Source organism: Clostridium chauvoei, assembly GCF_002327185.1.
GTDB lineage: Bacteria > Bacillota > Clostridia > Clostridiales > Clostridiaceae > Clostridium > Clostridium chauvoei.
Genome location: NZ_CP018624.1, coordinates 122,999 through 136,744, shown reverse-complemented (window position 1 = coordinate 136,744; position 13,746 = coordinate 122,999). Strand labels below are relative to the sequence as shown.

General features: G+C 32.7%; 7 protein-coding genes, 1 tRNA gene, 1 rRNA gene and 1 pseudogene. 1 reads left to right on the top strand and 9 read right to left on the bottom strand.

Going from position 1 to position 13,746, the window contains the following annotated elements; all coding sequences use genetic code 11:
• Positions 1-14: 14 nt before the first annotated feature.
• Positions 15-959 carry an NAD(P)/FAD-dependent oxidoreductase gene (locus tag BTM21_RS00690; RefSeq protein WP_079481649.1) on the bottom strand — a complete coding sequence of 315 codons (945 nt, stop codon included), beginning with the start codon at positions 957-959 and terminating at the stop codon, positions 15-17.
• Between the two features lie 220 nt (positions 960-1,179).
• On the opposite strand from BTM21_RS00690, the gene BTM21_RS00685 reads away from it, so the two are divergent.
• On the top strand, positions 1,180-3,042 hold the full coding sequence (locus BTM21_RS00685) for an LTA synthase family protein (protein ID WP_021876642.1): 1,863 nt from the start codon (positions 1,180-1,182) through the stop codon (positions 3,040-3,042).
• Between the two features lie 22 nt (positions 3,043-3,064).
• Here BTM21_RS00685 and BTM21_RS00680 read toward each other — a convergent pair whose 3' ends face one another.
• The 8 genes and pseudogenes from BTM21_RS00680 to BTM21_RS00645 all read right to left on the bottom strand — a co-directional run bounded on the left by BTM21_RS00680 (position 3,065) and on the right by BTM21_RS00645 (position 13,705).
• Entirely contained in the window at positions 3,065-4,408 is a 1,344-nt protein-coding gene (locus BTM21_RS00680; RefSeq protein WP_021876643.1) for a TldD/PmbA family protein, read from the bottom strand.
• Between the two features lie 16 nt (positions 4,409-4,424).
• Positions 4,425-5,804 (bottom strand): TldD/PmbA family protein, encoded by a 1,380-nt coding sequence (locus BTM21_RS00675; RefSeq protein ID WP_021876644.1) that lies wholly within the window; start codon positions 5,802-5,804, stop codon positions 4,425-4,427.
• Position 5,805: 1 nt separating this feature from the next.
• Positions 5,806-7,284, bottom strand: coding sequence for a hypothetical protein (locus BTM21_RS00670; RefSeq protein WP_021876645.1), 1,479 nt, complete (start codon positions 7,282-7,284; stop codon positions 5,806-5,808).
• Positions 7,285-7,290: 6 nt separating this feature from the next.
• Positions 7,291-8,696 (bottom strand): annotated as a pseudogene (locus tag BTM21_RS00665) (sensor histidine kinase).
• Positions 8,684-9,364, bottom strand: a complete 681-nt coding sequence (locus BTM21_RS00660; RefSeq protein ID WP_021876647.1) for a response regulator transcription factor — start codon at positions 9,362-9,364, stop codon at positions 8,684-8,686. Before BTM21_RS00660 ends, BTM21_RS00665 begins: the two are co-directional and overlap by 13 nt.
• A 102-nt stretch (positions 9,365-9,466) precedes the next feature.
• Positions 9,467-10,369: a polysaccharide deacetylase family protein gene (locus BTM21_RS00655; RefSeq protein ID WP_242944821.1), complete on the bottom strand. Its 903-nt coding sequence runs from the start codon at positions 10,367-10,369 to the stop codon at positions 9,467-9,469.
• Positions 10,370-10,672: 303 nt separating this feature from the next.
• Positions 10,673-10,747 (bottom strand) — tRNA-Asn (locus BTM21_RS00650).
• A 54-nt stretch (positions 10,748-10,801) separates the two neighbouring features.
• Positions 10,802-13,705 (bottom strand): 23S ribosomal RNA (locus BTM21_RS00645).
• Positions 13,706-13,746: the final 41 nt, after the last annotated feature.

Here is a 13,746-nt window from a genome sequence, read left to right as displayed (position 1 = left end):
CTTTTTTTACATATTTACTTTAAATTATCTGCTACTATCTTCCCTACTTTATATCCTTCTTCTCCACTATATATAATTCCATCTTCACCATGTAATATAGTTCCACAAGCATATATCCCTTTAATAGATGTTTCATAATCCAATACTTCTGGAATATAGTCCTCATCCAAATCTATATTTGTTGATTTTGATATAAAGTCTAATTCAGGGTAATACCCAACTGTTAAAACTAACGAATCACATTCAATATTAGATAATAAACCATTATCTATATTTTCAATTACTACATTTTGAATTCTTTCATTACCTGATACTTCTATAATTCTAGAATTTTGTATTATATTAATATCAAAACCAGAAATTATTTTTTCTTCATGTTCTGTTATTAATTCATTTTCAGAATCATCTATTAAAACTTTTACCTTAGCACCTTCTATTATTAATCTTCTGGCTAATAATAAAGACCATTCATTTCTGCCCCAAATTACAACTTCCTTTCCTGGTAAGTATCCTTGAAAATTAATAAGCTTATGCGCTGATGCTATTGTAAAAATCCCTGTATATTTATGAATAGGTACTATTACATTACCAGTATATTTTTCTCTACATCCTGAAGCTAGTATTATACTCTTTGCTTCTATATCTACTACTCCATCTTTAGGACTTACAAAAGTTATAATTTTATTTTCCGTTACTTTTAAAACTTGTGCATCCGTTTTATAAGCTCCACCTAAGCTTTTGTAATCATTTATTAATATTGTTGAAAGTTCTGGGCCTGTTACTTCTTTATTTAAATAATACTTCCCAAACCCCTTATGTATAAATAAATTTAAATTACCGCCTAAGTCACTATTTCGTTCTAAGATTAATACATTTTTGATTCCTTGTTTTAATGATGAAACTCCTGCTGAAAGACCAGAGGCTCCCCCACCAATTATAACTAAATCATATTGAAGCATATTATACCTCCATATTGCTTTATAAAAATACATCAATATTATACCATATTACATTTATCTTACTCTCTAAAATTGTAAAAATCTATATAATATTCAAATTTAATTTTATATTCCCTATAAAATTGGGGTCTTCTATATTTGATTTATAAAAGCCTATATACTATAATTTAAGTGCTGTAAAATTTATAATAGAACTTAAAATTACAAAAGAGGTGATATTGTGGACAATCTATGGGATAAAACAAAAGATTATTTTAAAAATAAAATAGGTATTCATGGAATTGTAAGATTTATTCTTTTTATGATTCCATTAGTTTCAATCGTTATTAAAGGAATTATATTTCAAGGATTTGTAATTAATCAAAATCCATATGAACTTGATATGCATATGGGACATGTAGTTTCTAAAAGCTACTTACTTTATTATTATGCCTTTGCATTATTATTTTTAAGCTTTGCTTTACTTTTTAAAGGTAGAGGTAGAGTTATTTACTTATTTGTAGTTGACCTAATTATAACTATTTTAATTTTAGTAGATTTAGGTTATTTTAGAGGCTTTTTAACAATGCCTTCAGCTTTACTTTTAATGCAAACATCTAATATGGATAATATGGGTTCAACTATAATGTCTATGTTTAGTAATAAGGACTACTTATTGTTTATTGATTTTATAATAATGGGTATATTCATTTTTATTACAAGAAAATCACATTTCCAAATAAAAAGAAGAGCTCCTTTAACATTTATAATTTCATTAATTATAAGTATATTATATATAGCATATGTTCCTTTCAATCTATTTGTATTAGGAAATAAAGAGGTCAAAAATGCATCAATTTTTGATAACTATGATCCAACTAATACAGCTAGATATTTATCTCCTGTTGGTTATCATATTTTTGATGTATACAATGTATATAAAGATTCAAAACCTTATGAACTAACTGATGAGGAACAAGCACAAGTTAATAAATTCTTTGAAATTAAGAAAGAAAATTTACCAAACAATGAATACGCAGGACTTTTTAAAGGTAAAAACCTAATTGTTATACAGGTAGAATCTTTAGAAAGCTTTGTAATAGATAAAAAGATTAATGATCAAGAAATAACTCCTGTTTTAAACAACTTAGTAAATACAGGTATTTATTTCCCTAATATATATGAACAGGTTAATGAAGGTACAAGCTCTGATTGTGATTTAATGATAAATACTTCAATGTTCCCACTTAGAAGGGGTAGTACTTTCTTTAGATATCCTAATACAACATATAATTCATTGCCTTTATTATTAGAAGAACAAGGTTATGAAACTTCTGCTATTCATCCAGATAAAGGATCTTTCTGGAACTATACAAATGGCTTAACTGGTATAGGATTTAAGAAATTTACTGATTATTATTCCTTTGATATAGATGAACAAATCGGTATGGGACTAAGTGATGAAAGTTATTTTAGACAAGTTGTTCCTATGCTAAAACAAACACCAAATCCATTTTATGCATTCACTGTAACATTAACAAGTCATGGTCCTTTCGATTTACCAGATAAATATAGAACACTTGGACTTAATGAAGAATTAGGTAATAGTGAACTTGGTGGTTATTTTGAAAGTGTTAAATATACAGATAAGCAAATAGGAATGTTCCTTAAAAAGCTAGACGAAGAAGGCATATTAGATAATACTGTTGTTGTTATTGAAGGTGACCATACAGGAGTTCATAAATACTATAATCATAGTATCGAAGCTCTAAGCGAAAAAGAAGACTGGTATTTAGATAATGGTCATCATACTATACCATTTATAATATGGTCAAAAGATGTTCAATATCCAAAAAAATCTGATATAATTGGTGGTCAAATAGATATTATGCCTACACTTTTATACTTAATGGGAATACCTAATGAAAAGTATGAAGGTACAGCTTTAGGAAGAAATCTACTAAATACAAATAGATCATTTGCAGTAACAACAAACTTAGATATATTTGAAAATGGCTTAACTGAAGAACAAAGAGAAATCTATAAGAGTATGGTTGAGCTTTCTGATAAAATGATTAGAGCAAATTATTTTAATAAAGAATAAAAAAAGGCGCCAAGCGCCTTTTTTATTTACCTGCAATAGCAAGTTCTTTTATAATAACAGATGGACTTCCAACACTACTCATTGGAAACTTTAAATCTGTTCCTATCTCTTCTATATCCTTTAATAATGTAAAGAAATTTCCTGCTACTGTTATTTGCTCAACAGGGAATGTCTTCTTTCCTGATTCTATATAAAACCCCTTAGCCGCTAATGAAAAATCTCCTGTTACAGAACTCGCTCCTGAATGTAACCCTGCAAACTCTGTAATTAATAAGCCTTCTCCTACATTTTCAAGTAATTCCTTAAAAGTCTTGCTTCCATTTTCTATATAAAAATTAGTAGGTGATACTCCAACTGGAGATGTATATGAGCTTTTAAATCCATTAGCAGTAGTTTTAGTATTCCCTTTATTAGCAGTTTTTAAATTATGCAGTAAAGTAATTAATGTTCCCTCTTTTATAATGTCTGTTTTAACTGTAGCTACTCCTTCATCATCAAAAGAAACTGATGCTAACCCATTTTCTAAATGAGGATTATCTACTAAGTTCACCTTTGAACTTGCAATAACTTCTCCCTCTTTACCTTTTAAAAGACTTAAACCTTTTTGTGCTGCATCCCCACTAAATATAGAGGCAAAAGTTGATAATAAAGAAACCATAGCTTCATTGCTAATTACACATCTATACTTGGAAGAAGGTATTGACTTACCTCCAATTCTTGAAATTGCTTCTTTAACACCATCTTCAGCTATCTTTTTAGGATTTACATCTTCTAAAGAATTAGCTACTACATATCCAAATCCATCATGCATATTTTCTCCTTCTTTAATAATAGGAGCTACATATGCTGTTAATATATTAGCTTTATTTTTTATATTTAATCCTTTTGAATTAATAATTCCATAAGAAGAAGTATTATAACCTATTCCACATCCACTAAAATTATGAACCCTACTATCTAATTTCTTAGCTTCTTTTTCCATTTGTATAGCTAATTCTATTAATTTATCTGCTGGAAGATTTTCTAATTCTTTATGATAAGTTTTTACATCTATATATTCTTTGTCTCCTTCATAAATAAAATGAACATCTTCACTTTCTATAGCTAATGCACTTTCTTTAGCTTTTTGAACAAGCATTTCTATAGCTTCATTATCTAGTATTTCTGTATATGAATATCCTATTTTACCATTCATTTTACCTCTAAAAGATAAGCCATAAGAACTATTTAAACTATATTTTTCTACTTCTTCTTTATAAATATTTATCCCTAGATTTTCTCTATCTATATAGTATACTTCATATTCTTCAAAACCCAATTCTTTTGCTTCTTTGAAAAGCTTTTTAACAAAAATATCAAAGTCCATAGTCTATCCTCCCTCCTTATCTTCCACCTACTGTAATTTCTTTAACTCTAATCATCGGTTGACCTACATTAGTTGGAATACTTCCTGAAGAAGATCCACACATTCCTTGACCATGAGCTAAATTATTTCCTACCATATCAATATCCATTAGAACTTCACTACCTTTACCAATTAAGCTAGCTCCTCGAACAGGCTCTTGGATAATTCCATTTTTAATAATATATCCTTCTGAAACAGCAAAATTAAATTCACCAGTTACTGGATTTACTGATCCACCACCCATTTTCTTTGCATATAATCCATTTGATATTGATTTTATAATTTCCTCTGGAGTATCACTTCCTGAAGCAATATAAGTGTTGGTCATTCTTGAAGTAGGAGCATATTTATAGCTTTGTCTTCTTGAACTTCCTGTTGCTTCCATACCCATTCTTCTTCCATTTAATTTATCTATCATATATGATTTTAAAATACCATTTTCTATAAGTATATTCTTTCTAGTTTTATTACCTTCATCATCAATATTTAATGATCCCCATGCATTTGGAATTGTTCCATCATCTATAGCTGTTACTTTAGAGGATGCTATTTGCTTTCCTATCATACCTGTAAATACTGAATTTCCTTTTGCTACTGCAGTTGCTTCTAATGAGTGTCCACAGGCTTCATGGAATATAACACCACCAAATCCATTATCTATTGCAACTGGCATTTTCCCCGCTGGACAATTTTTAGCATGTAACATAGTGTAAGCTACTCTTGAAGCCTCTTTTCCATAATATTCAGGATCGATTTCCTTAAACATTTCAAATCCCATATGTCTTCCTGGACCTTCAAAACCTGTTTGATTTTCACCATTCAGAGATGCTACTGAGCTTATAGCTAACCTAGTTCTTACTCTTTTATCTTCTGTATATAAACCTTCTGTATTTGCTATTAATATATTTTGCTCTTTATCAGCATATCCTACAGATACTTGTGAAATTTCACTATTATAATCTTTTGCTGCACCGTATGCAATTTTCATAACACCAATTTTCTTTTGTATTGAAATTGATGATGGTAAATATATTATAGGATGAATATTATTATTAAATTTCTCTGTTAAAATAATCTTTCCATCCTCTTTTAATTCTCCTAAAGCTAATGCCGCCTTTTGTGCAGTGTTTAATAAATCTGTTAAATTATTACTATTTGTATATGCATATATACTTCTAAATCCTTTAAATATTCTTATACCTATTCCATAACTTCTACCTGCTACTGAATTTTCAACTTTTCCATTTAATATACTTATAGAGGTATCTATTGTATCCTCTTCAAATATTTCTGCAAAATCTCCACCTGTTATTAAACATCTAGCTAATACCCTAGATGCTACACTTTTTGATAACATACTACTCCTCCTTTTCCATTATGTTTACACCATCACTAAATGCCTTTGACCAGCTATCTACATAGCTATCTCTACTCCACTCTGCCATTATAACCTGTTCATCATGATTTAAACTTATATTTATTAAAGGTGATCCCTTTAATCTTCTATTTTCCACTTCGTAAACTGCTAAATTATCCTCAAATATTATTATAGCAATTCTCCCTGTTGGAGCTATATAAGCATCTCTTATAAATGGTAACTCACCCTTTAAAGTTTTCCATGGTGTAATTAATGAATCATAATTTAATAACTTTTTATTTGGATTTAATCCTATCATATAATCAATACCATTATCCTCTCCATTTAATGGAGATATCTTGCCTACTAACTTCCACTTACCATCTTTTCTTAAAATAGAAAAATTACTATAATCTATATTTGTATTTAATTTTGCCTTACTTTCTTCACTTAAGTTATTTATTTCATTTTCATAAGTCATTTTATATTTTTCTACTGCATCTTTGGAGTATATCTCCTCTATTATTATACCATTTTCTGAATTAATGTTATCTATAGGTACAATTTGATACTTTGGAAATTTATTTTTAAAATTATTTCCTTCATATTTTTCTATAGCTATATAATCATTCCCTATGAATTTTATATTTTTATAAATGTTATTATTCTTATCATAACTAACACTAGTTGATTCTTTTCCCTCTATTGGTTTTACATTAAAGTACTCTACCTCATGTCCATTAAAGTTAATAGAGTTACTATTTAACGTCCATATTCCATTCATTCTCGGAAAAATTATATCTCTTTTCTCTATTATAGGTTGTAATTCTCCATCTTTAAAAGATATCCATAAAGTTCTATACTCTTCTTTGGTATATTCTCCATCTTCAGTTTCTTTTCTTGGTACCTTTAACCCTATCATTACTCCAACATCACTATTATAATCAGCTGTTATTATACTCTCTATATGATTCTCATCATTTTTTTTATAATCCTTTTCTTCAATATTATCTTTTATTCTACTTAACTCTAAAACTAAACCTTTATATAATAAAAATCCTTTATCTTTATCTTGAAGTATAAATTCACCTACTAAGTTGTTTTTACTTACTATAGAAATTATATCTATCTTATCTTCGTTTTTCATAAAAGGCTCAACTGTTAATCCAACTTCATATGATAATATATAATCTTTATCAACTACTTTTAACTTATACTCTGGCTTAATATATACCTTATCTCTCATTTCAACACTTTTATTACCTATTTTGATATTGGTTCCTACCATATCATCATTCTCTGTAGTATTTAGAGTTTCATCTACTATATTTACTAAGTCAACTCTCCAAACACCTTCTACACTTAATAAATTATTTCTAGGTATCTTAGTTGTTCCAATATTTTTTCCATCTATTTTTTCACAACCTATAAGTGTAAATAATAATATCATTACTCCTACATAATAAATAAATTTTTTCATATTATATTACTCCTTAATATCAACTGGAATAATTACTTCTACTTTCGTACCTTTATCTATAGTACTATTAATTATAAACTTCCCATTGTGTAACTTTATTATCTCATCACATATTGATAATCCAATTCCATTTTGTGATTTAGAATTTTTTCCTTTAAAAAATTTTTCTTTAACCTTTGGAAGATCTTGCTTTGAGATACCTACTCCATTATCTTCTATTATAAACTTTATATAATTATCTTCCCTTAATACATTTAAAGATACATTCCCATTTGCCTTAGTAAACTTAAATGAGTTATCTAATAGGTTTATCAAAACTTGCTTTAATCTATCTACATCTAAATACGCAGTACCTAAATTATTTATTTTATTTACTTTAAATTCTAAACCTTCTCTTTGTGCTCTCGGAGACATATAGTTTTTTATATATACAATTAAATTATCAACATCTTCATATGATTTCCTTAATGATATATTTTCATTTATTAATCTTGAGAAATCTAATAGTTCTTCAACCATAGTAGTTAATCTATCTGTTTCTTTTTCTATTATGTCAAATCCAACCTTCAAGGTTTCTTTATCTGTAGCCTCATCATTTAAAGTAATTGCCCAACCTTTTATAGCCGTAAGTGGTGTTCTTAATTCGTGAGAAACTGATGATATAAATTCATTTTTAAGCTGCTCTCTTTTCTCTAACTCATCAGCCATATAGTTTAACGTATTGGCAAGTTTGCCCACCTCATCTTCTCCTCTTACAGTACTTCTTATACCTAAATCGCCATCTGCCATTCTTTCTGCTACAAATATAAGAGAATTAACAGGTTCTGTTATACTATTAGATAATAATATACTCAACATTACACCTATTATCAATACAACAATAGATATAAATAGAAAGAATACTACTATTACTTCTATTGTTCCATCAACCTCTTCTAATGATGTAATAAGTCGTATTATTCCTATAGGATTTCCATTAGATACTATTGGTGATGATACTACCATTATTTTATTTTCATAATAATCTACTTTACCTATCCATCGACTGCTTTGTCCATTAATAGCTTTTTCTATATCTGGAGTATTTAAAAGTACCTTATCCTTTGCCCCTATTGAATCCATAAGTAGATTTCCATTAATATCTAAAATCTCAACTTGTGCATTGCTTTGATTCCAAAAGGCATCTACATTGTCATAAATAGCATCTACAAGTGATGATGCTGAAAAATATTTGTTATAGAAAGTGGTAGAAACCCTAATTTGATTTCTTAATAACTCTTCTGTATTATCATAATAGTACTTACGTACAAAAATTAATAATAATATATTTAAAAATACTACTATAGAAAAATTACAACAAAAAAATTTCTTATTAATCTACTTTTAATACTCTTAGTTTTTAAAGTCTCCATCTATATCCTATTCCCCATACAGTTTCTATATATTTAGGTTCATATGAATCATCTTCTATTTTACTTCTAAGCCTTCTTATATTAACATCAATTATTTTAGAATCTCCAAAATAATTTTCTCCCCATACTAAATCTAATAATTCATCCCGTGTAAAAGCTCTGTTAGGATTTTCTAAAAATAATTTCATTAATAAATACTCCTTTGGAGTAAGATCTATTTCCTCTTCCTTCTTTAATAACTTTTGAGCATATAAATCTATCGTAAAGTCTCCTACTATTAACTTATCTTTTTTTTCTTTTTTTTCTAAAACTCTTCTTAATAATGCTTTAACTCTTAAAACTACTTCTAAAGGATTAAATGGCTTTACTATATAATCATCTGCTCCATATTCTAAACCCATAATTTTATCTATATCTTGCCCTTTAGCTGTTAACATTATTATTCCCATATTAGGATATTTTCTTCTTAATTTATCACATACCTTAAACCCATCTATTCCTGGTAACATAACATCTAAAATAGCAATAGAAGGCTTTTCTATTTCAGCAATTTTTAATCCATCTTCACCAGTAGCAGCTTCTAATACATCAAAATCATTTCTTTTTAAATTTATCTTTAAAAATCCTCTAATACTATCTTCATCTTCAACTAATAAAATTTTCCCCATAAACTCACCTCTTAAATTACTAATTACTTTATATAATACTTTAATTATTTGCTTTTTCCAAATATATAAACATATAAATAAAGAGACGGTGTATCCGCCTCTTTATTTTAATGTTCTAAACTCAAAACCTTTTGCTCTTAAATAATCTATCGCACTTTGTAAATATTGTGCAGTTGTTTGCTTTGAAGTTGAATCATGCATTAAAACTATTACTGTATCATAATCAAATTGTTCAAGTGTATCTTTTAATCTTGATAATAATTGTTCCGGAGTATGATTATTTCCTTCTGCATCTCCATTTAATGTATTCCAATCAGTTTGATAAAGCCCTTGTTTAGCTAGTTCTTGATCTAATGCTGTTATTCCATTCCAACTACAATGTCCACCAGGCATTCTAATTACTCTTGTATCAAAATCTTTTCCTAATTTTTCTTTAAGTATTTGTCTATTTTTATTCATATCATTCATGAAAGTATTTACATCTATCCAACCATTTGGATATAAAAGTTTATAATTATGAGAATATCCATGGTTTGCTATTGCATGTCCCTCTTTTGCCATTCTCTTAAGGATCTCCCCTGACTTAGGAGTATCTTCTATTGAAGTTCCTAAAGTAAAGAATGTAGCTTTAATATTATTCTCCTTTAAGACATCTAATATTGGTATAGTTACATTTTCTGATGGACCATCATCAAAAGTAAGATATGCAATTTTTCTATTATCTGTTCTTTGAAAATTCCATTTATACATAGTTTCTGGTAATACTACTGATGCATCGTCTGCATTAGGATCATTTTCTAAAGATAAATAATTTGAGTTATCTAAAGTAATTTCTTTTGTAGTATTTTTATCAGCATTAGAATCATCTTTATCTTTTTTCTGTTCTATTTCATCTGCCTTTATATCCACAGTATTATTCTTTATTTTACTAGAAATTATCGTAACTGTAACTATACAAAGAATTAACACCCCTATAAATGCAATAAATCTCTTCTTTTTTTTCATATATTCTAGCACACTCCTATTCAAAGCTAATAAATTCATCTAAATTAATTATATACCCTTGTCCCCCTCAAATCATTACATTTTGTTAACCAAAAGTTACAAAATAGTTACAATATTTCATTATATATTTTCTATAAAGTTGTTTTTTTGATATAAACTTACATAATTCCATATTAATTAACTATTCTTGAAGTTGAATATTCGCCATTTATAATACATAATATTACATTTTATTACTACAAAAAAAATAGTTTTATAAAAACAGATAATATCCATTCTTATAAAACTATTTTAGTAAAATAATGGCTCCGTGGAGAGGATTCGAACCTCCAACCTATCGGTTAACAGCCGAGTGCTCCACCATTGAGCTACCACGGAACATTTTTTCAGATGTTCTCTGAAAATTGCACATGAATTTTTGCCATTTCGTTATTGGTCAAGCCCTCGACCTATTAGTATCAGTCAGCTAAATATGTTACCACACTTACACCTCTGACCTATCAACCTTGTGTTCTTCAAGGGGTCTTACTAGCTTATGCTATGGGAAATCTCATCTTGAGGGGGGCTTCACGCTTAGATGCTTTCAGCGTTTATCCCTTCCCGACTTAGCTACCCAGCCATGCTCTTGGCAGAACAACTGGTGCACCAGAGGTCAGTCCATCCCGGTCCTCTCGTACTAAGGACAGCTCCTCTCAAATTTCCTACGCCCGCGACGGATAGGGACCGAACTGTCTCACGACGTTCTGAACCCAGCTCGCGTGCCGCTTTAATGGGCGAACAGCCCAACCCTTGGGACCTACTACAGCCCCAGGATGCGACGAGCCGACATCGAGGTGCCAAACCTCCCCGTCGATGTGGACTCTTGGGGGAGATCAGCCTGTTATCCCCGAGGTAGCTTTTATCCGTTGAGCGATGGCCCTCCCACGAGGTACCACCGGATCACTAAGCCCGACTTTCGTCCCTGCTCCACTTGTGGGTGTCGCAGTCAGGCTCCCTTCTGCCTTTGCACTCTTCGAACGATTTCCGACCGTTCTGAGGGAACCTTTGGGCGCCTCCGTTACTTTTTAGGAGGCGACCGCCCCAGTCAAACTGCCCACCTAACAATGTCCCGTCACCAGATTCATGGCGTCCGGTTAGAACCCCAATACTGTCAGGGTGGTATCCCAAGGATGACTCCACCAAGGCTGACGCCCTAGTTTCCCAGTCTCCCACCTATCCTGTACAGACAATATCGGAATTCAATGCTAAGCTACAGTAAAGCTCTACGGGGTCTTTCCGTCCAATCGCGGGTAGCGAGCATCTTCACTCGCACTACAACTTCGCCGGATTTGCAGTTGAGACAGTGCCCAAGTCATTACGCCATTCGTGCGGGTCAGAACTTACCTGACAAGGAATTTCGCTACCTTAGGACCGTTATAGTTACGGCCGCCGTTTACTGGGGCTTAAGTTCACACCTTCGCTTGCGCTAAGTGTTCCCCTTAACCTTCCAGCACCGGGCAGGCGTCAGCCCCTATACATCAGCTTGCGCTTTAGCAGAGACCTGTGTTTTTGCTAAACAGTTGCTTGGGCCTATTCTCTGCGGCCTACTCTCGTAGGCACCCCTTCTCGCTAACTTACGGGGTCAATTTGCCTAGTTCCTTAACTGCAATTCTTCCGCTGGTCTTAGGATTCTCTCCTCATCTACCTGTGTCGGTTTGCGGTACGGGCACTACTTCTCTCTCTAGATGCTTTTCTTGGAAGCATGGAATCAGATACTTCAGCCTTTTGGCCTTCCCCATCACGCCTCAGAATTGTTGAAACGGATTTGCCTGTTTCAACTCCCTAAACGCTTAGACTAGCATTTCCAATCGCTAGCACATCCTATCCTTCTCCGTCACACCATCGATAATAACGATTGTAGTGGTATCGGAATATCAACCGATTGTCCATCGCCTACGCCTATCGGCCTCGGCTTAGGTCCCGACTAACCCTGGGCGGACGAGCCTTCCCCAGGAAACCTTAGATTTTCGACCTGTGAGATTCTCACTCACATCTCGCTACTAATGCCAACATTCTCACTCGTAATCAGTCCACCGCTCCTTACGGTACGACTTCAGCCCGATTACGACGCTCCTCTACCGCTCATCTTACGATGAGCCCGTAGCTTCGGTGGTAAGTTTGAGCCCCGGACATTTTCGGCGCAGGATCTCTCGACTAGTGAGCTATTACGCACTCTTTCAATGAGTGGCTGCTTCTAAGCCAACATCCTAGTTGTCTTAGAAATCCCACATCCTTTTCCACTTAACTTACACTTTGGGACCTTAGCTGACGATCTGGGCTTTTTCCCTTTTGACCACGGATCTTATCATTCGTAGTCTGACTGCCGGACTAATAGTATATGGCATTCGGAGTTTGATAAGGTTCGGTAAGCGATACGCCCCCTAGCCCATTCAGTGCTCTACCTCCATTACTCATATCCGACGCTAGCCCTAAAGCTATTTCGAGGAGAACCAGCTATCTCCGAGTTCGATTGGAATTTCTCCGCTATCCACAGCTCATCCCATGCTTTTTCAACAGCAACGTGGTTCGGTCCTCCACGGGGTTTTACCCCCGCTTCAACCTGGCCATGGATAGGTCACCCGGTTTCGGGTCTACGGCATGCAACTAGTCGCCCTATTAAGACTCGGTTTCCCTTCGGCTCCGTACCTTAAGTACTTAACCTTGCTACATACCGTAACTCGTTGGCTCGTTCTACAAAAAGCACGTCATCACACTCATATGGTGCTCTGACCGGTTGTAGGCACACGGTTTCAGGTTCTATTTCACTCCCCTCCCGGGGTTCTTTTCACCTTTCCCTCACGGTACTGCTTCACTATCGGTCATCAGGTAGTATTTAGCCTTGGGAGGTGGTCCTCCCTGCTTCCCACAAGGTTTCACGTGTCTCGTGGTACTCTGGATCAGAACTCTAAACCTTTCTGTTTTACCTACGTGGCTATTACACTCTATGGCCTAACTTTCCAATTATTTTCGGTTACAAATTAGTTTATTTAATGTTCTGTCCGCAACCCCAGAGATAAATCTCTGGTTTGGGCTCTTTCCCTTTCGCTCGCCGCTACTCAGAAAATCGATTTTTCTTTCTCTTCCTCTAGGTACTTAGATGTTTCAGTTCCCTAGGTTTACCTTCCTGTAACTATTTATTCATTACAGGATACATGGGGTTTCCCATGTGAGTTCCCTCATTCGGAAATCTCCGGATCACTGGCTATGTGCGCCTACCCGAAGCTTATCGCAGCTTATCACGTCCTTCATCGGCTCCTGATGCCAAGGCATTCACCATGCGCCCTTTGTAGCTTGACCTTTACGGTTCTCTTTTTACAAAGAGTCAATTTATATCACAA